This is a genomic window from Shewanella sp. 30m-14 (genome assembly GCF_052977125.1).
On sequence record NZ_JBRILW010000014.1, the window covers coordinates 38,317 to 59,878 of the forward strand.

Below are 21,562 nucleotides of genomic sequence, written 5' to 3' on the forward strand. Positions count from 1 at the left end.
TCGAGTGTTAGGTGATATATGCAAATCTTTAATGACAAAGTTATTATCATCACCGGGGCATCGGAAGGTATAGGGCGAGCATTAGCCATAGAACTTGCTCCTTATGGCTGTAAACTGGTGCTCTGTGCCCGTAATCTTGAGCGACTGAACTCGTTAGCCGAGGAAGTGGCAGAACTCGGCCAACCCCCATTGGTGCATGTGGCAGACCTTTCAGAACAAAGCCAATGCTCAGGTTTAATCAAAGCCTGTATCGCTCATTTTGGCAAGCTAGATATCTTAGTCAACAACGCGGGAATGACCATGTGGTCACGTTTTGATGAGCTGCAAGACTTGAGCGTTATATCGCAGATCATGCAGGTAAACTATCTGGGTCCGGTTTATCTCACCCACGCAGCAATTCCCTATTTAAAGCAAACCCAAGGACAGATAGTGGCCGTTGCCTCGTTAACGGGGATGACCGGTGTGCCTGCGCGTTCGGGGTATGCGGCTTCAAAGCACGCTGTTATTGGTTTTTTTGATTCGCTAAGAATTGAGCTAAATGATAATGATGTTGCAGTAACCGTGATTTGCCCAGATTTTGTGGTAAGCCAAACCCATAAGCGTGCACTCGATGCCAAAGGGCAGCCTTTAGGTAAAACACCGATGCAGGAGGCTAAAATCATGACTGCACAGAAGTGCGCGCAGCTGATGATACCGGCGATAGCAAACAGAAAGCGTCAGCTAATCACCTCGTTTAGAGGAAAAATAGGTCGTTTCTTTAAAATTATCGCCCCAGAGCTAATTGATAAAATTGCACGAAGGGCGATAGAGTCTGGTCGCTAGTGTGCGGCGCAGTATACGAAAGGTTATTTATTGAGGTGTTTTACAATTGCAGCCGCCGCTTCAGCTTTAGTCGCTTTCTCGTTACTGGTCTCAATGTGAGCCGTGGCGCTGTGCCCCGTCATCTCTTCAGCAATATGCAGCCAGTCTGGGTGCCAGTAAAAAGATGAGCCTGATAGCGTGTCCCAGTTATGAACACCTGATGTTTCGCCTTGATAGATAAGATCGCCAATTGAATATGCCATTGTTAACCCCTGATATTTAAGTTTAAGTTTTAGTAAAATCGATACCAATCTATATTGAGTTGGTTTGAACTGATGTTATTGTTTACGATTTGATCTGTTATTGCCCATAGAGTGCGCTAACAGATACTGACTTTATGTAACCTATGTCACAAAACCTTAGATTGGTTTACGCGGATTGGGATGTTACTTAAGTTACAGCATAACGCCTAAAAGACGTTACAGAATTAGTTAGGTTTCTCATCTATACCGCTCTATAACCATCGAAGCCATATTGTGCAAAAAAGAGCCCAGTGAAACTGGGCTTAGTAGTAGGTTATTAGTTATTAGTGAGATCAAGATTGATTAACCACCAGGCCCTAGATTGAATATCACCAGCTTCAATAACACCACCGCTTCGGTAGGGCTTAGCAAAATGTACGAGCACGATTGGAGAGCCCATCTGATAACGTCCAGATTGGGTAAACCAAGCATTGAAAGCATCATCTTTATTGAGGCTTATCGTGACTTCTGAGCTGGTGGGTTGTGTTAGCCCTGGGCAGGTATAAATCGCCTTAGAATTAATAGGGTAAGCAATTTGGCTTCCGTCACTGCAATGGCTGGTCTTTTGCAGCCTTAAAGTGATCAAGGTGCAACCTTTGTAGTTAACCGGATCTTTGCAGACTTGAGCTATCATCGTTGAGTAGCCACCACCTTGATCTCCGAGAGTATGGTTTGTTAACTCGCCTCTGCCACCAAAAACGGTGAAGTAAGAAACCTCATTGGCCGCGATATCAATAGGAGAGATAATTTGTTTATCACTTCCATCAAAGCTGATACTTGCTTCTTCACCTAAGCCTGCTTCTATTGGAGAAATAAAAACTTTATAGGTAGCGGAAGTAGGCTGGTAATTTTGGCCGCCATCGTCAGTTACATTGACATCAAAATAGTCATTTTCTAGCGATTTTGGGTAGCTGTGTATCGTGATTTCACCGTTGGGTGCGAGATCTACAAGCTCTGGCGATACTGGTGTGGCAAAAGCATAGCTTAATTTACCAAATTGGCTTGCGACAGCGGGTGCTTTAACTCGGCGATCAGGGTAGAACACTACATTTATAATATTGTTCTCAAGCTCTAGGCCTGGATGCTTGGCTTTTTCAATATTGACATTGAACTGACGAATAGTGCGTTCAAAGTTTCGGCTTTGCTCTATTACGCTAATTTGAGCAAGACCGGCTCCATTTACTGCGAGCACACCAGTTGTCGGATCTACGCTGACAATATGACTGTTTTGAGAGGCGGTGTAATAGCTGATATGACTATTTAGAGCTCGACCTGATATAACAGGAGCAGGGATGGTGGCATCGATAGCAAAGGGTTTACTCATAAACGCAGTTGCAAGTGCTAGGTCAGTATTTTCATCAGCTTTATCGATGATGACATTGAACTCTGCTTTTTGTGAGACATGCCCAGCATCTCCTTTGTCGGTCACAATGAAAGTTGCAGAGCCTGCATTATTAATTGTGAAGGTTCGTGCTAGTTCGTTTATCGTGATGACATCACTTTCTCCATACTTAAGTTGCCACTCTAGTTGGCCAATACCACCAGAAATTGGTATATCAAATGTATTTCCTGTTGAATATGGAACTCGCACGGATGAAATTGATAATGTGCCATTGAGTGGCGAGACATCTACATAAAAACGTTCTGTGGCGGGAGCAAAATACTCATCGCCCGAATCGATAGCTGTTATCCACCCGCGACCAGCTCCCACTATGGTAATGGCTCCAGTATCGGCATTTTGCTTAAAGACTCCATCGCTTCCATTATCTATGCTAAAGCTCACACTGCCTTTGTGATTGATCACCTGTGGAGTAAAAGTCGCATTGGCTGCATAGTCGACTCGGGTATTCGCTAGAATAAGATCGCTATTAGTTTGCTTGTCGACAGTAACTGTAAAATTCTGCTGCTGGTTAGCCCAGAACTCTCCGCCATCATCTGTGATGATAACTTCAACAGTTCCAGGCTTAAATACTGTCATTGATCCCGTATTTACATCGATAGAGATAACATCTTGTGGGCTACTATCGCTTAAGGCATAAGCTAACTGACCATGACCGCCTATGACTTGAGGTTGAATAGTTTGATTCTGTTGGTAACGGCTCTGGATATCTAAACTGTTTAGAGAGTTGCTATTGATACGTGTGACTTCAACATTAATTTCGCGACTTTCAGCTAGGTAGTTTTGGTTGCCAGCGTCGTTAATCGTCACCTGTGTTTTACCTACCCCAATAAAACTAAAAGTCCCTTTTTCAGCATCAATAATATTGATGATATCGGGATTTGCATTTTCTGAGAGGGAAAAAGATTGTTTACCCTTAGCGCCTGTCACTTTAATGGTTTTTTGAGCATCTGCATTATAGGCCGCAGAGATATCTGCAACTTGTAGTTCAAGGTTCTTCGCTGGATTGATTTGCACTTTAAAACGCTGAGTTGCAACGGTTTGGTGATATTGTGGAGCATGTTGGATGACTTTGATCTCAGCTGCACCAGCGCCAATAATACTCATTTCACCACTTGCTTCATCTATTTGCACCACATGGTTATTTGTAGCATCTACTAGAGAGTAATGAATGTTTTCAGTTGGAGAGCCGCGGTATACCGGAAGTAGTTTTGCTCCCAATAGGAAAGGTTTATCAATGACATCTGAAAATTGCGCAAATTCAGTAGCCGCGGATTCAATGGTCACTTTAAATTGTTGGGTATCCGCTTGATAGTTACGTCCACCGCTGTCAGTGACATCGACCAATACGCTGCCACTGCCCCAAATCAGCAATTCACCAGCAGGTTCAATCAGTATAACTTGATCGCTTTGATCAGCGCTTAGCGCATACTCGAGTTCGCCAAGAGCACCATTTACGTTGACTTGATGACTTGCAGCTGCTTGGTAAGGAAAGCTTAGATTGTTAGTCACTAGAGGTGGTCGAGGGGCTTTGCCGATAGTGACATTGAAGCGAGTGCTTGCTGGTAAGTATTGCGCGTTACCAGGATCATTGGCAATGACTTCAGTACTGCCTGCATTGAGGATTATCAGACTACGCTTATCTGCTGAGATCTGTAACACATCATCTGGGGCGCTATCAACGAGTTGATAACTGATATTTCCGAATGCTCCTACGATATCAGGAGTGATAGCGCCATGATGTGAAAATGTTCTTGTAATATCAATGGCTGTAATAGGTGGATGAGTTTCTTTCTGTGGTAGCGGTTCTGTTGAATCTGACTCACCACCTCCACAGGCAGTAAGTAAGAAAAGTAACAACAGATTTAGGTACTTCATAGTGCTTCCAGCTTAAAATTGAAGCGCGAGTATACATATGTGAGCAATATGCTGCAATTGGTTGGTTAACTGTTATTTTGTGCTGTCAGTTTGCTTTTTGATGGTTGTAAGTTTTTTTATGCGGGGTAAAAGTTGCATATAAAAACAATGTTTTAGCTTAGGTTATGAACAATATGAAAAAGTTGTCGATACATTTGTAATCGAAAGGTTTGTTTATGCAGTTGGTGTGCATTTTAATGTAAGCGGGCCTAGATCCCACTTTTCACTTTCTTATATTTTAGGCCGATGAGTGACATACAAATTCAGAGTGGCAGGGCAAGTGACTGAGGCTTGATATCTGTTTAGCCTTAGATATTGACTCTAGCGTTAGCTTAGTAGGCGATAATAACCGTCATCTCCATTTTGGTAGTCCATGAAAAAAGCCCTGTATTAACAGGGCGTTGAATAGCTGTAAACGAGATGGCTAATTAGCCTTCGCCATTTTTACGGGCCATTACTCGGTAAGCAATGTCTGTTCTACAGGAGAATAGAGTTACTTAGCTTTCGCTATTTTCACGGCCCATTACTCGGTAAGCAATGTCTGCTCTACAAGAGAATAGAGTTACTTAGCTTTCGCTATTTTCACGGGCCATTACTCGGTAAGCAATGTCTGTTCTACAAGAGAATAGAGTTACTTAGCTTTCGCTATTTTCACGGCCCATTACTCGGTAAGCAATGTCTGTTCTACAAGAGAATAGAGTTACTTAGCTTTCGCTATTTTCACGAGCTATTGCGCGGTAAGCAATATCTGTGCGGAAGTAAACGTCATCCCAATGGATAGACTCAACTAAGTTGTAAGCATCTTGCTGTGCTTCGGTAACCGTGTTGCCCAGTGCGGTAGCACACAATACGCGGCCGCCGTTAGTGACTACGTGACCATTTTCCATACTCGTTCCTGCATGGAAAACTTTTGCATTATTGTTACCTAAGGTTAGCCCTTCAATCACGTCATGCTTGCGGTAAGCGTCTGGATAGCCACCTGCCGCCATCACCACACCCACAGCTGCGCGTGAATCAAACTCGGCAGTGACTTGATCAAGCTCGCCGCGAGTTGATGCTAAACAAAGCTCAACTAAGTCAGATTTCAAACGCATCATAATCGGTTGGGTTTCTGGATCGCCAAAGCGGCAGTTGTACTCAAGTACTTTTGCGCTGCCATCTGGAGAAATCATCAGGCCTGCGTATAAGAAACCAGTGTAAACATTACCTTCATCCGCCATGCCATCAACGGTTGGGCGAATTACATTCTCGATAGTCCAATCGTGAACCGCTTGAGTCACAACGGGGGCTGGTGAATATGCCCCCATGCCGCCAGTGTTTGGCCCATGGTCACCATTGTCACGTGCTTTATGGTCTTGGCTGCTGGCCATAGCAAGAATGTTCTTACCATCCACCATCACGATGAAGCTGGCTTCTTCGCCTTTTAAGAACTCTTCAACCACAACCCGTGAGCCCGCTTCGCCAAACTTGTTACCCGCTAGCATATCTTCGATTGCTGCATCAGCTTCGCTTTGATCTGCCGCAATGATAACGCCTTTACCCGCCGCTAGGCCATCAGCCTTAATGACAATCGGGAAACCAGTCAGGGCTGTTACTTGCTTGACATAGGCTTTAGCTGGTTTTATCTCAGTAAAGTTTGAGTAGGCCGCTGTAGGAATATTGTGGCGAGCCAAGAAGTCTTTAGTGAAGGCTTTAGAAGATTCAAGCTGCGCAGCCCCTTTGGTTGGGCCGAAGATTGGCAAGCCTGCTTCATTGAAGGCATCAACCACACCAAGTGCTAATGGCACTTCTGGGCCCACTATTGTGATAGCTACTTTTTGCTCTGTGGCGAAGGCAACTAATGCCGAGATCTCTTCAACATTAATCGCTACGTTTTCAAGCTTTGGCTCTAATGCAGTACCTGCATTACCCGGCGCTACAAATACCGTTTCAACTTGCGTCGATTGTGCAGCCTTCCATGCCAATGCATGTTCGCGACCGCCGCCACCTATAATCAATACTTTCATATCTTTACCTTTTATAGCTGCGCCATTCTTCCTATCTCTGCATCAAGCATGCTCACGTATTGGCATACGCTGCGCGTGCTTTCTTTGACCTAGAAAAAATGGCTTGCTCTAAACGTTAAATATTAATTTTGTTAATGCGCGAATAAAGCCCTTTATTCGCGCAAACCAATTAATGACGGAAGTGACGCATACCGGTAAATACCATTGCCATGCCGTGCTCGTCTGCTGCTGCAATGATCTCTTCATCGCGGATTGAGCCGCCTGGCTGGATGATACAGCTGATGCCAGCTTCTGCTGCAGCATCAATACCATCACGGAATGGGAAAAATGCATCTGATGCCATTACTGAGTTTTGCACTTCTAGGCCTTCGTCAGCGGCTTTGATACCAGCAACTTTAGCACTGTATACGCGGCTCATTTGGCCTGCTCCGACACCGATAGTCATGCTGTTTTTTGCGTAGACAATCGCGTTTGATTTTACAAACTTAGCCACTTTCCAGCAGAACATTAAGTCTTTCATTTCGCTAGCGGTTGGCTGACGTTTAGAAACGACTTTAACGTCATCCAAATCTACCATGCCTTGGTCACGGTCTTGCAGCAGTAAGCCGCCATTAACGCGCTTATAGTCTAGACTGGTGGTTTTGCTTGTCCACTGTCCACACTCAAGTAAACGCACATTAGCTTTAGCTGCAATAACGTCACGTGCAGCCTGGCTGACTTTAGGCGCAATGATGACTTCGACAAATTGACGCTCAACAATCGCACTTGCTGTTGCTGCATCTAGCTCGCCGTTAAAGGCGATGATGCCACCAAAGGCTGAGGTTGGGTCAGTTTGGAATGCACGGTTGTAGGCTTCTAGTAGATTTTCACCAATAGCAACGCCACAAGGGTTAGCGTGCTTAACAATCACACATGCTGGCTCATCGAACTCTTTTACGCACTCAAGTGCGGAGTCTGTATCGGCGATGTTGTTGTATGAAAGTGCTTTACCTTGCAGTTGAACTGCAGTGGCAACAGAGGCTTCATCGAGATTAGTATCAACGTAGAAAGCGGCTGTTTGATGGCTGTTTTCGCCATAGCGCAGGTCCTGCTTTTTTACTAACTGGGTGTTGTAGGTGCGTGGGAACTTAGAATCTTCGTGACACTCATCTTTGCTGTGCGCAGGCACTTTAGTACCGAAGTAGTTAGCTATCATGCCATCGTACGCGGCAGTATGCTCAAACGCGGCAATCGCTAGGTCAAAACGAGTTTCAAGTGTGGTGCTACCTTCGTTCGCTTGCATCTCGGCAATCACGCGGCCGTAGTCGTTAGCGTTAACGATAATGGTAGTGTCTTTGTGGTTTTTAGCTGTAGAGCGAACCATGGTTGGGCCGCCAATATCGATGTTCTCGATAGCGTCAGCTAAGGTGCAGCCTTCTGCCGCAACAGTCGCTGCAAATGGGTACAAGTTAACCGCAACCAAATCGATTGGCTTGATGTTGTTTTGTTCCATTACGATTTCGTCGATACCGCGACGCGCTAAAATGCCGCCATGCACTTTAGGGTGCAGGGTTTTAACGCGGCCATCCATGATCTCTGGGTGACCAGTATAGTCAGATACTTCAATGACTGGCACACCATTATCAGCCAACAGGCGTGCGGTGCCACCTGTAGAAAGTAGCTCAACACCTTGAGCATGCAGCGCTTGTGCAAACTCTAAGATTCCGGTTTTATCTGAAACGCTTAACAGCGCGCGACGAATAGGTCTGGCATTATTCATTGTAGGTACAGGGTCCAGTAGTTATTTTTAAGGATCTTTCGGAAAACAGAACAGTCTCGCGCCTTTGTGGCCTACACTGCTTTCCAAAAGCCCCTCAATATTTTTTACCCCTCGTCACGGCGCGCATATTTTAACGTAAATTTACACTCGACAGTGTTTTTTTCTGCGCGATTTCACAATACGTTCAGCAGAACAAGCTTTAGTGTTTTTTAAAGCGCAGAATAAGTCTTGACCTTGGATACAACTCCAAGGTTTATACTCGACAAAATCAAAAGGTTTAAGCGGGCTATTTTTGCTTTTTATCTTTTGATGTTGAGATTAAATTTAAAACGGAACTGGAGCTAGGCATGTATCGAATTGGTGAGCTTGCACAATTGTGCGAAGTCAAAACAGATACCTTACGTTTTTATGAAAAACATGGTCTTTTGTCGCCATCATCGCGCACCGACTCTGGTTACCGGATCTATACCGAAGCCGATGCAGAGCGATTACGCTTTATTTTACGCGCCAAAGCGGTGGGGTTTACGTTAGCCGAGATCACCGAACTGCTCTCGATTGAGTTAGATAAGTCCAATTGGGCTTGCGCCGATGTGAAGGGATTAGTGGATGACAAACTGGCTAATGTTGAAGCGAAAATTGCCGAGTTAAACCATTTTCAATTGTCGCTACAACGATTGTCCCAAGCCTGTTGTGGTGGCCCTGAAAGCGCTGAACATTGCTCAATACTCGAAGCATTAGAATCGAATACCGACAGCATTCGCTGTGAAAATAATCAGCATAGTCATGGTGAACGTGGGTTCACTAAGCACTGTACTAATAAATAAAATACTCAGAATACACGTGAGAAGTCGTTATGTTATTTGAAAACTTTATTGAGTTGTTTCTAGAATCTGCGCCATGGCTATTATTAGGCTTAGTGCTAGCGGGCATGTTGAAAATGTTCGTTCCTATGGCCTGGATGCAAAAGCAGCTTGGCGGCCACGGTTTTAAAACTGTGGTAAAAGCAGCGGTATTGGGCGCGCCTCTACCCTTGTGTTCTTGTGGTGTTATTCCCGCAGCCGTTGGTCTACGTCGTAGCGGTGCATCGAAAGCCGCAACCACTTCATTCTTAGTATCAACGCCTGAAACTGGCGTGGATTCAGTCACCGTGTCTTATGTATTACTGGGTCCATTTATGGCGATAGTCAGACCTATTGCGGCGGTGATTAGTGCTATCGTTGCAGGCTTATTGGTGGGCCGTGATGACGATGATGGTAAACCCGTTGCTAATGCTAATATTAGTGGCGAAGCTAAACAAACTGGTGCCAAAGCAGAGCAAGTAAGCTCATGCTGCAGCAGTAAAAAAGCTGAGGAGCAAGTTGCGCCAGTAGCTTCATGCTGTAGTAGCAAAAAAGCTGAGCCAAAAATTGAAGCGAAAGCTGAGAAAGGCTCGTGCTGCTCAAGTAAAAAAGCCCCAGTAGTGGAAGCTACATCATCATGTTGTAGCAGTAAAAAAACGGACACTTCTAGCCATGAACAGGCTAGTGCTGAAGTCGAGAGCTGCTGTGAATCGACCAGAGATGTGGCCACTGAATTAAAGGGCACCTCTGTTATTGGCCGTATTGGTAAAGGTCTGCATTACGCCGCGACAGATCTAGTTCGAGACACCACGGTTTGGTTGTTGATTGGTTTGTTCTTTGCGGCACTGGTGCAAACCTACGTGCCTGCTGACTTTATGGCAAAGTGGGGCGACGGCATTCTTGCCATGCTAGTGATGGTGCTTATTTCTGTGCCTATGTATATCTGCGCCACGGCCTCAACCCCTATCGCGGCAGGATTGCTCTTAGCGGGGGTTTCACCTGGTGCTGTGTTGGTGTTTATGTTGGCAGGCCCTGCAACCAATATTGCTACTTTAGGCGTGGTCACAAAAGAGTTAGGAAAGCGTGCGCTTTATGGCTATTTGGGCGGAGTCCTAGGCGTCGCCTTAGTGTCGGGTATTTTAGTTAACTATTTAGTTGAGACGTTCGGTTTTGTGGTAATGCCACAAATTGGTGAGCAGCATGAGCTATTGCCGGCTGGTATCGTCTATACCTCGGGTGTGGTACTCGCGATACTGATGGCTAAGGTATTTTTAGATAAGCTACCTAAAAACTGGTGGCGCCGAGACTGCTGCTCATAAATTGCTATAAACAATCTTTGCAGGGAATTGTTTGATAAGGTAAAGGCACTCATTAGAGTGCCTTTTTGTTTTTAGGTCGTACTAAGCTGTTGTAATAAGCTAAAGTTTGGTTACAGTTTTCGAGACAATGAGCCACATGAATAAAAGGAACTGCCATGAACAAAATCCTCACCATACTGCTGCTCAGTATGACCCTTGTTGCTTGCTCAGAGCCATCAAGCCTAGATAGTGACGGTCACTATGTTGAAGGTGTGCACTACCGCGAATTGGCGACCCCTATTCCTGCAAGCAGCGATAATATCTCGGTAACCGAATTTTTTTGGTATGGCTGCCCTCACTGTGAATTGTTCGAAAAACCCCTGCATGATTGGGAAGAAAGTATGGCCGATGGTGTCACTTTAGTGCAATCGCCAGCGGTGTGGAATGAAGCGATGAAGCTACATGCAAAAGTCTTTTTTATTGCCGAGCAGATGCAAAATAAGCAGCAGGTGCATGCTGCACTGTTTAATCAAATCATTGGACTGCGTGAAGTGAAAAGCCTTGCTGAGCAGCAAGCTAAGTTAGCTGATTTTTTAAATGGTTATGGATTATCGGAGCAAGAGTTTATCGGCAAGCTCTATTCGGCTGATATCGTGTCAAAGCTTAAGCATGCTATGCAGCTGATGTCATCGGCAGAAATTCAAGGCACACCCACTATCTTGGTTAATGGCCGTTATATCATTCTCAATGAGTCGGCAAATTCGGCCGAGCAGGTGATGGATATCGCCAGTTATTTAGTTGGACTCGAAAAGGCAAGCTTAGCTAATCGTTAATAAGGTATCACTATGATGGAGGGGTGGAGAGATGCTTAGTCAGTGCAGCGTTGTGCTTAGCCACAGCTTATTTTAGTTGCTAGGCACATTATGGCTGAAGTAAAGGCGACAATTATCTTTGATGGGGTCTGTAATTTATGTGATGGCGCAGTACAGTTTGTTCGGCGCCATGATCCTGAGGAACGCTTTAATTTTGTGGCTTTACAATCAATACAAGGTCAAGCACTGTTAGCTCAGTATCAACTTAGTCACCTTGCACTAGACAGCGTGATTCTTATTAAGCTGGGGCGCTATTATTTACGCAGTGACGCGGTGATTGAAATCGCTAACTCGCTCACTGGCATGGCTGTATTACTGAGGTATCTTCGCTTTTTTCCTAAACCCATTCGCGAAGGCAGTTACAATCTGCTGGCTAAATATCGATATCGACTCTTTGGTAAAAAAAACTCCTGTAACTTGCGTTAATTTCACCTCTTGGTTATTACCTGACAATGGCGGACAGCAAGGCTAAATCGCTTCCATTTTGAGCGATGACCGCGATGGCAAGGGCGCCAACCCACTCAATTTAAGTACGATTAGGCGTGCTTCGCTCATATTATTTATCTAGGGTCTCAAACACTGCAACGGCAAATCAGCCTATTTTTAAGATATTTGCTTGCCTGTATTCATGAAAGGGGCATGACTCTTGCGCCATATTGTCTCGTTCTCCCGTGTGGTCATTAATGGCCAAATAAACAATTTTTAAACTTTATGTTTCCAAAAAGCCTCATTTCTTGACGCTAAGCTTGCTGTAGGGTTGATTGCGTGTGAAAGCATGTATTTTTCAAGTACCTAATTTAATCATTACCATTACTTACGGGTGAGACATAGTGTCCCTGTCTGATGTGTCAAGTTGTCCCTTTCTTCATGTTGCCAACTGTTTGGTGTTTTATTCCGCATTTGCCTGCTGGTTTTCGTTTGGGTGAAATTTAATTCTTTTTTCTTTCTATTTTTATCGGTTTTATTCTGTTGGCTTTTTATTGTGATCTTTGTCGTGTGTTATTAATTGTCCGTATAGCTGACTTTGGGGATAATCAATTTGCATTAAAGAGTCTCTGTTTAGGTTACCGCTAGCTAAAGCAAGCGCAGCTTAGCAGGACAGATAAATGACAAAAAACAAACTACAGCGCCAGATGAGATTATTGGCCTGAGTAGAAAATACTAATTGTGTGAGGGTGATATGGACAGACGACAGTTTTTTAAACTGTGTGCCTGCGGAGCGACCACATCGGCAATATCAGCGCTGGGATTAATGCCCGGCACTGCGATGGCTGCGCCTCGTGAGTATAAGTTGATGAAAGCAAAAGAAACCCGCAATAACTGTTGTTATTGCTCAGTGGGTTGTGGCTTGTTGATGTACAGCCATGGTAGCAACGGTAAAAACGCTGAAAAAGCGATTTTCCACATTGAAGGCGACGCTGACCATCCGGTTAACCGCGGCGCATTGTGTCCTAAAGGTGCCGGTCTAGTCGACTATGTAAATAGCCCTAACCGTAACCATTTTCCTGAAGTGCGTGAGCCAGGCTCTAACGAGTGGAAACGCATTAGTTGGAATGAGGCATTTAGCCGTATCGCGCGCTTGATGAAAGACGACCGCGATGAAAACTTTATTGAAAAAAATAGCGATGGCACCACAGTAAACCGTTGGTTGAGTACCGGCATGATGACTTCATCTGCACAGCCAAATGAAGGTGGTTTTATTACTCACAAGTTTGCTCGTTCTCTTGGCCTAGTGGCCATCGATACTATTGCGCGTAACTGACACTCCCCAACGGTAGCAAGTCTTGCTCCAACATTTGGGCGCGGTGCCATGACCAACCACTGGATCGATATTAAGAACGCTAATGTCGTGGTGATCATGGGCGGTAATGCCGCTGAAGCACATCCTGTCGGTTTCGGTTGGGTTACAGAAGCTATGGAACACAATAACGCCAAATTGGTGGTTGTGGATCCACGTTTTAATCGCAGTGCAGCATTAGCTGACTGCTATGCACCACTTCGTAGTGGTACTGATATCGCATTCCTTTTAGGTCTAAGTCGATACCTCATTGAGACTAAACAAGTTAACTACGAGTATGTCAAAGCGTACACCAACGCTAGCTACATTATTCGCGAAGATTTCGAATTCAATGAAGGCCTATTTAGTGGTTTTGATGACAAGAGTCGCACTTACGACAAGGATTCTTGGTACTACGAATTAGATGAAGATGGTTATGCCAAAGTCGATGAAACATATGAGCACCCACGTTGCGTGTGGAACTTATTAAAGCATCACATTGACCGTTACGACTTTGAAACCGTAAGCAATATTACCGGCACGCCAGTTGAAGATTATGAAAAAGTGTGTGCCTTAATTGGTAGCACGCACGTTCATGACAAGGCGGCGACCTTTATGTATGCGTTGGGCTGGACCCATCACACTAAAGGCGCGCAGAACATCCGTTCTATGGCATTAGTGCAGTTGCTACTGGGTAATATCGGCGTATTGGGTGGTGGTGTTAACGCACTGCGTGGTCACTCAAACGTGCAGGGCGCAACCGACATGGGGCTGCTATGCCAGAACCTGCCTGGTTACTTGAAACTGCCAAATGATAACGATACAGATTTAGCGACATACCTAGATAACTATACGCCTAAGGCGTTGCGTCCTGGCCAAACTAACTACTGGTCTAACTATCCTAAGTTCTTTATCTCGCAAATGAAGAGTTTCTGGGGTGAGAACGCCACGGCGGCCAATAGCTTTGGCTATGACTGGTTACCTAAGTGGGATATTCAGTACGACTTTACTAAACACATCGACATGATGTACCACGGCCAAGTTAACGGTTACTTCATTCAAGGGGTTAACGCGATTAACTCTATGCCGAACCGTAACAAGACCTTAGCGGCATTATGCAAGCTTAAGTACATGGTGGTGATGGATCCGTTAGCGACTGAGACTTCGGTATTCTGGCAAAAAGCAGGTGAGTTCAACGACGTGCAGCCAAGCGACATTCAAACTGAAGTGTTCCGTTTGCCGACAACACTATTTGCTGAAGAAGAAGGTTGTATCGTTAACTCCGGTCGCTGGATGCAGTGGCATTGGAAGGGCGCAAACCCACCAGGCGAGTCTAAGCCAGATGCCGAAATTTTATCTGGCATTTTAATGAAGCTACGTGAGCTTTATAAAGACGAAGGAGGTGTACTGCCTGAGCCGATTGAAGCCGTTAACTGGGGTTACCATAATCCACACTTCCCACATGGCGAAGAAGTGGCAAAAGAGCTTAACGGTATCGACCTTAAAACAGGCAAACAGCTCGATAGCTTTAGCCAGTTAAAAGATGACGGTAGTACGGCTTGTGGCTGCTGGATCTACTCAGGTTGCTGGACTGAAGAAGGCAACATGATGGCGCGTCGTGACAACTCTGATACCTCAGGTAAAGGGATTACGCCGGGTTGGGCATTCTCTTGGCCGTCAAATCGCCGCGTACTATATAACCGCGCATCGTGTGACGTTGATGGTAAGCCTTGGGATCCAAAGCGCGTCATCGTTGAGTGGACTAATGGTAAATGGCATGGCATCGACCAAGGCGACTTCAACATGAAGTTACCGCCAAAAGAGTCGGCGCATCCATTTATTATGCAGCCAGAAGGGGTGGGGCGTTTCTTCGCGTTAAAATTATTAGCCGAAGGACCATTCCCTGAGCATTACGAGCCAATGGAGTCGCCTATCGGTACTAACCCATTGCACCCGAATGTGATCAGCAACCCTGCGGTGCGGATGCTGCCGGGCGTGGCCGAGACTTTAGGTTCGCATACGGAGTTCCCTTATGTGTGCACCACGTACTCATTAACAGAACACTTTAACTTTTGGACGATCCACTGTCGTTTAGCGGCTATCTCTATGCCTGAAACTTTCGTTGAACTCGATGAAATTCTTGCAGAGAAGAAAGGCATTGCTAATGGTGATTGGGTCAAGGTGAGCTCTAAGCGTGGCAGTTTGTTAACTAAAGCGTTAGTCACTAAGCGTCTACAACCACTTAAGGTTCACGGCCAGATGGTACATACGGTTGGCTTACCGCGTCATGGCGGTCATAACGGTCTTACGCGCCGAAGTTATAGCTGTAATGTACTGACCACTGAAGTGGGCGATGCGAATACACAGGTGCCTGAATTTAAAGCATTCCTTGTGGATATCGCTAAGGCTGAGGGAGTTTAATCATGTCTGCTCAAGATATTATTTTAAGCTCTGGTACATCAGAGCTCACCCCTGCAGCGCAGGTACGACGTAAGTTAAGCAAAGTGGCAAAGTTATTCGACGCCACTAAGTGTAACGGTTGTAAAGCGTGTCAGGTTTCGTGTTCTGAATGGAACGACCTTAGAGCACCTGTGGGTAGCTTCCAAGGTTCTTACCAGAACCCAATGGACTTGTCTTCAGAGTGTTGGACACTGATGAAGTATAACGAAATTGAACAGGACAATAAGCTACGTTGGAACTTCACTCATAGCGCCTGTATGCACTGTGATGACCCCGCATGTTTAACGGCTTGTTCAACTAAAGGTGCCATTGTTCAGCATGCTAACGGCATTGTCGATTTTGATTCTGATAAGTGTATCGGTTGTGGTTACTGCGTAGTGGCTTGTCCGTTCGATGTACCAAGACTCGACCCTGTGGATCAAAAAGCCTACAAGTGCACCATGTGTTCAGACCGTCTACAAGTGGGCCAAGAGCCCGCGTGTGTGAAGTCTTGTATCACTGGCGCTTTGAAGTTCGGTACGCGTGAAGACATGTTGTTTATTGCAGATCTTAGAATCAAAGAGCTGCATAAGCGTGGCTTCGTTAATGCCGGCTTATATAACCCAGAAGGTGTGGGCGGTACAGGCATGATGATGATTCTGCATGATATCAATCAACCGCAGAATTATGGCCTACCAGCCGATCCTAAAACGAGTGTGCCAGTTAAGTTATGGCAAGACGTGGTTAAGCCATTGGGTGCGGCGGGCATCATGGCAACAGTTGCTGTTGCGTGTTTACACCGTATCACTGTGGGTCGCAACCTTGTTGAAGAGGACGAGCCAGCACAGTTTGACCACACTCACTCAGATAAGTCAGATAAGGAGTAACGCTCATGCATAAGCAGAATATGATTTTGCGTCATAAGTTGTTCGACCGCATCTGTCACTGGTTTGTGGTTGCAACAGGTTTGGTGACATTCCTAACCGGCTTTGCTTTCTTCTTCCCATCATTTCAATGGTTGGGGTCGATTGCAGGTACGCCGCAAATGGCGCGCTTTGTTCACCCCATTGCCGGCTTGATGATGTGTCTGCCGTTAATGGTGATGCTGGTTCGCTACTACCACCATAACAAGTGGGAAAAGAACGACCTGAAATGGATGTTAGCCATTAAGGATGTGATGTTCGAAAACGAGGACAAGATCCCCGCTATCGGCCATTACAACCCGGGTCAAAAAGTGCTGTTCCGTACCTTTGTGGTGACCTCAATCGCATTGACGATTACCGGCATCATGATGTGGCAGCCTTACTTTGCCCCTTATTTTGAATCAAGCGCCATTGAGTGGGCCATTTTGATTCATGCAGTATCTGCACTGATCATGTTGATCTTTGTGATTGTGCATTTTTGGATGGCGACGTGGGTGGAAGGATCAGTTGCTGGCATGTTGTACGGCTATGTGTCGCGGGCTTGGTGCAAGAAGCATCACCCTAACATGCTAAACGATCCTGAATTAAAGACTAATAAGCAGGAAAAACACTAATTATGAGCACAGCAATACTCGACGCTGACAAGATCCCTGGACAGTCATTGGACATTAAAACCGTGATCGCAGCAGATCCACAGGCCGTTTATCAATTTAGAGCCAAGCGACTTGCAGAGCTAGCTGAAGAATCTGGATTAACAGAATACTTTGGCTTACTCGAGCAGTTAGTTGAGGCACAGCAAAAGGTAGCGGCACTTTACGGTGATGCGGCAAGTAGCTGCTTTGGTCCTAAGCCAACGCTAGATCTCAGCCAAAGCCAACCGATGGCGCAGCAGCACTTTGAGTGGGGAAATTATTGGCAGTCGGTATTGCTGGAGCTAATTAGTGAGCTAATGCCCAAAGTCAGTACTGAGTTACATGGGGTGCTAAAGGAACTCGCTAAGGCTGAAGGGGAGGTATTGCAAGGTTACGCCGAGTCGATGCTTGGCGGACATTTTGCACAAGTCCCTGCGCAGTACAGCCTGTTTATCTGGGCAGCGCTATCAGTGTACTGGTCACATTGGGCGGTGGATGTTGCACAGGCTTTGGCTGATGAGGCAGAGGCGCATAAGCGTTTATGCCCTGTGTGTGGCAGCCACCCTGTGGGTAGCGTGATCAAGGAAGAACCACGTGTTGGCCTACGCTACTTACATTGCAGTTTGTGTGAAACACAGTGGCATGAAGTGCGCGCCGAGTGCACTGCATGCGGCGAAAGCAAGGGCATGTTCTTGTGGGCTGAAACCGAAACTAATGCCGCTATTCGGGTAGAAAGCTGCGACACCTGTCAGGGGTACACCAAGATGTTCTTTACCGACATCAACCCAAGACTTGAGGTTGCGGCAGACGATTTGGCGACATTGATGATGGATAGCCACTTGGTTGAGCAAGGATACAGTGTAACCACGGTAAACCCGTTGCTGCTGGCTCATGAGCAAGAGCCTCAGCTTGATAAAGAGCCTCAGCCACATCAACAGCAAAAGGTTGGCGACATCCACTAGTACCACATAAGCCAATCAAGAGCCGCATTTCGGTGCGGCTCTTTTATTTGGCTAGTTCAATTAACTCATTTCTATAAACAGACAATCAGACGAAGACCTATGACTCAAGCTATCAACTCAACCCAAGCCCTCTACCGTTGTTTGCCCGCAATGGACAGCTTGCTACTGATACCTCAAGTGATAGGTTTTATCGAGCAGCAGGGCAAACCCTGGATTAAGTCCTTGCTGGCACAAATGCTTAAAGATGCGCGGCAGCAAATTGCACTGCAGCAAAGCTTGCCAAGCTGGTGTTTGGACGTAAGCCTGATTGCCGAAGAGCTCGTTTGTCGTATTACTCGCGCGCAGCGCCAAAGCATGACCCCTGTGATTAACCTAACTGGCACCATATTGCACACTAACCTTGGCCGCTCGCAGATGTGTGAAGCAGCGATTAACGCGGTCACCCAAGTGATGCGCAGCCCGGTGCCACTTGAATTTGATATGGGCCAAGGTAAGCGCGGCCATCGTGACAGCGCAATATCAGCACTTATCCATGAGCTAACGGGCGCAGACAGTTGCTGTATCGTTAATAACAACGCTGCCGCGGTTTTATTGATGTTGGCCGCGACCGCCGCCGGTAAAGAGGTGATTGTATCGCGCGGTGAGCTGGTGGAGATTGGCGGCGCGTTTCGTATTCCCGATATTATGGCCCAGGCGGGTTGTAAGCTGGTGGAAGTGGGCTGCACGAACCGCACTCATCTTAAAGATTACGCCGCCGCGATTACTGAAAACACCGCGGCAATTATGAAGGTGCACACCAGTAATTATCATATTAGTGGTTTTACTAAAGTTACCGAAGAAGCTGAATTAGCTGCACTGTGTAAAGAACGCGGCATCGCATTAATTTCCGATCTTGGCAGCGGCGCACTGACAGATCTATCGCGCTTTGGTTTATCAAAAGAGCCAATGCCGCAGCAGATGCTAAAAGATGGCGTCAATCTAGTGAGTTTTTCTGGCGATAAGCTGCTGGGTGGCCCGCAAGCTGGCTTAGTCGTTGGCGACGTAGAGCTAATCGCTAAGCTGCAAGCGCATCCATTAAAGCGTGCACTGCGCTGCGATAAAATGACCTTGGCTGCACTCGAGGCGACCTTGATGCAGTACCGCAATCCCGAAGCGCTAGATAGCCAGTTACCTATCTTTAGAAAACTGTCTCGTCCTTTGGTTGAACTTGAACGGCTTGCACAAAAGCTTCAGCAGCAGTTAGCTGGTAACGTCAATATCAGCTTGTTTGATGTGACAATCAAATCTTGCCAAACCCAAGTGGGCAGCGGTTCGCAGCCAGACGTTCTACTGGAGTCCATCGCACTGTGTTTCTCTGTTAATCCTGCGACAGCAAAAAAATACAGCACACTAAGTGTGTTGCAACTGGATAAGCTATTTAAAGCCACAAGTACCCCTATTATCGGTCGTATTACGGCCAATCAATTATGGCTAGATTTGCGTGGCACTGATAGTGACAGCCAGCTTATTGACGTCCTGACAACAAGCCTACTCAGTTTTGAGCAAAAGATCGCCGGTGAGCGAGAGCTCGCCGCAGCGCAAGAGCCTAGTCAAACGTCTGCAGCAATTGTGGAGACCGCGTCATGATTATTGTTACTGCAGGTCATGTGGATCACGGCAAAACTAGCCTCATTCAAGCGCTAACTGGCACTGATGCCGACCGCTTACCGGAAGAAAAACAGCGCGGCATGACTATCGAACTGGGTTATGCCTTTATGGATCTCGCTGGTGGTGAGCGCCTGGCGTTTGTTGATGTGCCGGGCCACAGCAAGTTTATCAATACCATGCTCGCCGGAGTGAGCTGCGCTAAGCATGCGCTGCTGATCATCGCTTGTGATGATGGGGTGATGCCACAAACTCACGAGCATTTAGCCATTTTACAACTGCTTAATCTTGAACACTTAATCGTGGTACTCAGCAAGCAGGATAAAGTCGATAGTGAACGGGCCGAGATGGTCAAGCTTGAGGTCAGTGAGCTACTGGCAACACATCAAAGACAAAGTGATATCTATGTAGTATCGGCGCAAACCGGCTTTGGTATTAGTGATTTAAGCGATGCGATTACCCAGCTTGCTGAAATACAAATGGCAAAGCTAAAACAGACTCGAGAGCAAGCCAGTTTTCGTATGGCAATCGACAGAGCCTTTAGCGTAAAAGGTGCAGGTCTTGTGGTCACCGGTACTGTGATTAGTGGCCAAGTTAGCCTGGGGCAAAGCCTGTATTTATCTGGCCAGCGAAAGCCGGTAAAAGTGAGAACCTTACATAGCCAAGGGCTGGTGAGCGATAGCGCGCAGCATTGTCAGCGAGTAGCACTGAACCTTACCGGCGTAGATCAACACCGCGGCGCAGAGCGCGGCGACTGGCTTACCGCGTTAGCACCTAGTGTTGCTGCTAATGAAGCGCCAAAAGTGATTTGTGGCGTATTTGAGTCTTGCTTGCCATTTAAGCACTGGCAAAGCGTGCAAGTGCATCTTGGTAATCGCCACACTACCGCGCGCTTAGGCTTACTGCAAAACCTGGCAGACGGCAGTGCCTTGGTTGAGCTGCAATGTGAGCAGCCATTAGGTTGTGTCGAGCAAGATCGCATTATAGTGCGCGACAGCGCCGCTAAAAGCACCTTAGGTGCGCTGCGGGTGTTAGATATTAACCCGCCAACCCGTGCCAAGCGTAGCGTTGAGCGTTTAGCTTATTTAGAAAGCCTTAAGCTGTGCGGCTCGCTAACGGCGAGTTTTCAGGTGCAAATAAACCACCACTGCGTAGCAAAGTCCGCTTTTATGTGGGCGAATCAGTTGACTGAACAAACACCTTGTTTGGCTGATGAGCAGGTGATTAGTCTCGGTGGTTATCTGTTATCGAGCGGATTGCTTCAGCAGATTGAAGCGCAACTACTGGCACTTATCGCTAATTATCATCAGCAATCGCCTGAGCTATTAGGTTTGAGTATTAATCGCCTACAGCGCATGACTCATAACCAATATCCACTGCCTGTATTGTTGAAACTAACCGATGGGCTCAGAGAGCAAAAGCAGCTGCAAAGTACCCGCGGCTTATTGCATCTGCCACGGCATAACCTAGCACTGTCGGATGCTGATCAGCAGCTGTGGTCGCAGATAAAGCAGCAACTGCTTAGTGCCAACAGCCCGTTATGGTCATCAGACTTAGCTCAAGTGTTAAATCTTGAGCTGACTGTCGTTCGCACGCTGTGCCGTAAGCTCATCCAGTTAGGGTATCTGTCGGCGATTATTAAAGACCGCTTTATGCTCACCGAAAGTCTGTATTTCTATGCCGATGTGATCCGCAAACAGATCGATATGGCTGGTGAGCTAAAAACTGCCGATTTCAATTCGATTATCAAATTAGGCCGCAAAGCCAGTATTCAGCTTTTAGAGTTTTATGACCGTAGTGGATTAACGTGGCGCAAGAAGAAAGATAATTCGAGAGTGATACGCGATAGCAGTATTTTTATCGCAAGTGATTTGGCGGAAGAACATAGGAGTTGAACCTACCCGGGACTGCTGGCAGCCCCACCTGGATTTGAAATCCAGACGTTTCACCGGAAACGACGTTCTTCCGTATCACTTGCGGAGAATAATAAGT

At 46.3% G+C, this 21,562-nt stretch carries 15 protein-coding genes and 1 tRNA gene; 11 read left to right on the forward strand and 5 right to left on the reverse strand.

Features of this window, described 5'->3' with window-relative positions:
* The first annotated feature begins 18 nt into the window (after positions 1-18).
* A complete protein-coding gene (locus ACVBIU_RS11855) occupies positions 19-822 on the forward strand; it encodes an SDR family oxidoreductase (RefSeq protein WP_447163854.1) in 804 nt (267 codons plus the stop codon).
* A 23-nt stretch (positions 823-845) separates the two neighbouring features.
* Here ACVBIU_RS11855 and ACVBIU_RS11860 read toward each other — a convergent pair whose 3' ends face one another.
* The 4 genes from ACVBIU_RS11860 to purH all read right to left on the reverse strand — a co-directional run bounded on the left by ACVBIU_RS11860 (position 846) and on the right by purH (position 8,184).
* Complete coding sequence (locus ACVBIU_RS11860; protein ID WP_447160799.1) at positions 846-1,064, reverse strand: hypothetical protein; 219 nt, start codon at positions 1,062-1,064, stop codon at positions 846-848.
* A gap of 316 nt (positions 1,065-1,380) precedes the next feature.
* A complete protein-coding gene (locus tag ACVBIU_RS11865) occupies positions 1,381-4,380 on the reverse strand; it encodes a hypothetical protein (RefSeq protein WP_447163855.1) in 3,000 nt (999 codons plus the stop codon).
* Between the two features lie 743 nt (positions 4,381-5,123).
* Positions 5,124-6,425, reverse strand: coding sequence for a phosphoribosylamine--glycine ligase (purD, locus tag ACVBIU_RS11870; RefSeq protein WP_447163856.1), 1,302 nt, complete (start codon positions 6,423-6,425; stop codon positions 5,124-5,126).
* A 169-nt stretch (positions 6,426-6,594) separates the two neighbouring features.
* A complete protein-coding gene (purH, locus tag ACVBIU_RS11875; RefSeq protein ID WP_447160802.1) occupies positions 6,595-8,184 on the reverse strand; it encodes a bifunctional phosphoribosylaminoimidazolecarboxamide formyltransferase/IMP cyclohydrolase in 1,590 nt (529 codons plus the stop codon).
* 347 nt (positions 8,185-8,531) lie between these two features.
* Here purH and zntR point away from each other — a divergent pair, with 347 nt between their 5' ends.
* The 10 genes from zntR to selB all read left to right on the forward strand — a co-directional run bounded on the left by zntR (position 8,532) and on the right by selB (position 21,465).
* Positions 8,532-9,008 (forward strand): Zn(2+)-responsive transcriptional regulator, encoded by a 477-nt coding sequence (gene zntR, locus ACVBIU_RS11880; protein WP_447160803.1) that lies wholly within the window; start codon positions 8,532-8,534, stop codon positions 9,006-9,008.
* 29 nt (positions 9,009-9,037) lie between these two features.
* The gene (locus ACVBIU_RS11885; RefSeq protein ID WP_447163857.1) at positions 9,038-10,342 is read left to right on the forward strand and encodes an SO_0444 family Cu/Zn efflux transporter; all 1,305 of its coding nucleotides are present in this window, start codon (positions 9,038-9,040) and stop codon (positions 10,340-10,342) included.
* A 155-nt stretch (positions 10,343-10,497) separates the two neighbouring features.
* A complete protein-coding gene (locus ACVBIU_RS11890; RefSeq protein WP_447160805.1) occupies positions 10,498-11,154 on the forward strand; it encodes a thiol:disulfide interchange protein DsbA/DsbL in 657 nt (218 codons plus the stop codon).
* A gap of 90 nt (positions 11,155-11,244) precedes the next feature.
* A complete protein-coding gene (locus ACVBIU_RS11895; RefSeq protein ID WP_447163858.1) occupies positions 11,245-11,619 on the forward strand; it encodes a thiol-disulfide oxidoreductase DCC family protein in 375 nt (124 codons plus the stop codon).
* Between the two features lie 754 nt (positions 11,620-12,373).
* Positions 12,374-15,391, forward strand: coding sequence for a formate dehydrogenase-N subunit alpha (fdnG, locus tag ACVBIU_RS11900; protein WP_447163859.1), 3,018 nt, complete (start codon positions 12,374-12,376; stop codon positions 15,389-15,391).
* Between the two features lie 2 nt (positions 15,392-15,393).
* Complete coding sequence (gene fdxH, locus ACVBIU_RS11905; RefSeq protein WP_447163860.1) at positions 15,394-16,296, forward strand: formate dehydrogenase subunit beta; 903 nt, start codon at positions 15,394-15,396, stop codon at positions 16,294-16,296.
* Between the two features lie 5 nt (positions 16,297-16,301).
* Positions 16,302-16,946 carry a formate dehydrogenase subunit gamma gene (locus tag ACVBIU_RS11910; RefSeq protein WP_447163861.1) on the forward strand — a complete coding sequence of 215 codons (645 nt, stop codon included), beginning with the start codon at positions 16,302-16,304 and terminating at the stop codon, positions 16,944-16,946.
* A 2-nt stretch (positions 16,947-16,948) separates the two neighbouring features.
* Positions 16,949-17,926: a formate dehydrogenase accessory protein FdhE gene (gene fdhE / locus ACVBIU_RS11915; protein WP_447163862.1), complete on the forward strand. Its 978-nt coding sequence runs from the start codon at positions 16,949-16,951 to the stop codon at positions 17,924-17,926.
* Positions 17,927-18,025: 99 nt separating this feature from the next.
* Positions 18,026-19,552 carry an L-seryl-tRNA(Sec) selenium transferase gene (gene selA / locus ACVBIU_RS11920; protein WP_447163863.1) on the forward strand — a complete coding sequence of 509 codons (1,527 nt, stop codon included), beginning with the start codon at positions 18,026-18,028 and terminating at the stop codon, positions 19,550-19,552.
* Positions 19,549-21,465, forward strand: a complete 1,917-nt coding sequence (gene selB, locus ACVBIU_RS11925) for a selenocysteine-specific translation elongation factor (protein ID WP_447163864.1) — start codon at positions 19,549-19,551, stop codon at positions 21,463-21,465. The genes selA and selB overlap by 4 nt, the downstream gene beginning before the upstream one ends.
* Here selB and ACVBIU_RS11930 read toward each other — a convergent pair.
* Positions 21,443-21,537: transfer RNA gene (locus tag ACVBIU_RS11930), tRNA-Sec, on the reverse strand. The two genes, selB and ACVBIU_RS11930, sit on opposite strands and share 23 nt — an antisense overlap.
* Between the last annotated feature and the right edge of the window lie 25 nt (positions 21,538-21,562).

Coding starts and splice junctions, on each gene's coding strand:
- selA (WP_447163863.1), top strand. CDS start 18,026: ATGACTCAAGCTATCAACTCAACCCAAGCCCTCTACCGTTGTTTGCCC.
- ACVBIU_RS11910 (WP_447163861.1), top strand. CDS start 16,302: ATGCATAAGCAGAATATGATTTTGCGTCATAAGTTGTTCGACCGCATC.
- selB (WP_447163864.1), top strand. CDS start 19,549: ATGATTATTGTTACTGCAGGTCATGTGGATCACGGCAAAACTAGCCTC.
- ACVBIU_RS11865 (WP_447163855.1), bottom strand. CDS start 4,380: ATGAAGTACCTAAATCTGTTGTTACTTTTCTTACTTACTGCCTGTGGA.
- ACVBIU_RS11860 (WP_447160799.1), bottom strand. CDS start 1,064: ATGGCATATTCAATTGGCGATCTTATCTATCAAGGCGAAACATCAGGT.
- purD (WP_447163856.1), bottom strand. CDS start 6,425: ATGAAAGTATTGATTATAGGTGGCGGCGGTCGCGAACATGCATTGGCA.
- fdhE (WP_447163862.1), top strand. CDS start 16,949: ATGAGCACAGCAATACTCGACGCTGACAAGATCCCTGGACAGTCATTG.
- ACVBIU_RS11885 (WP_447163857.1), top strand. CDS start 9,038: ATGTTATTTGAAAACTTTATTGAGTTGTTTCTAGAATCTGCGCCATGG.
- purH (WP_447160802.1), bottom strand. CDS start 8,184: ATGAATAATGCCAGACCTATTCGTCGCGCGCTGTTAAGCGTTTCAGAT.
- zntR (WP_447160803.1), top strand. CDS start 8,532: ATGTATCGAATTGGTGAGCTTGCACAATTGTGCGAAGTCAAAACAGAT.
- ACVBIU_RS11895 (WP_447163858.1), top strand. CDS start 11,245: ATGGCTGAAGTAAAGGCGACAATTATCTTTGATGGGGTCTGTAATTTA.
- ACVBIU_RS11890 (WP_447160805.1), top strand. CDS start 10,498: ATGAACAAAATCCTCACCATACTGCTGCTCAGTATGACCCTTGTTGCT.
- fdxH (WP_447163860.1), top strand. CDS start 15,394: ATGTCTGCTCAAGATATTATTTTAAGCTCTGGTACATCAGAGCTCACC.
- ACVBIU_RS11855 (WP_447163854.1), top strand. CDS start 19: ATGCAAATCTTTAATGACAAAGTTATTATCATCACCGGGGCATCGGAA.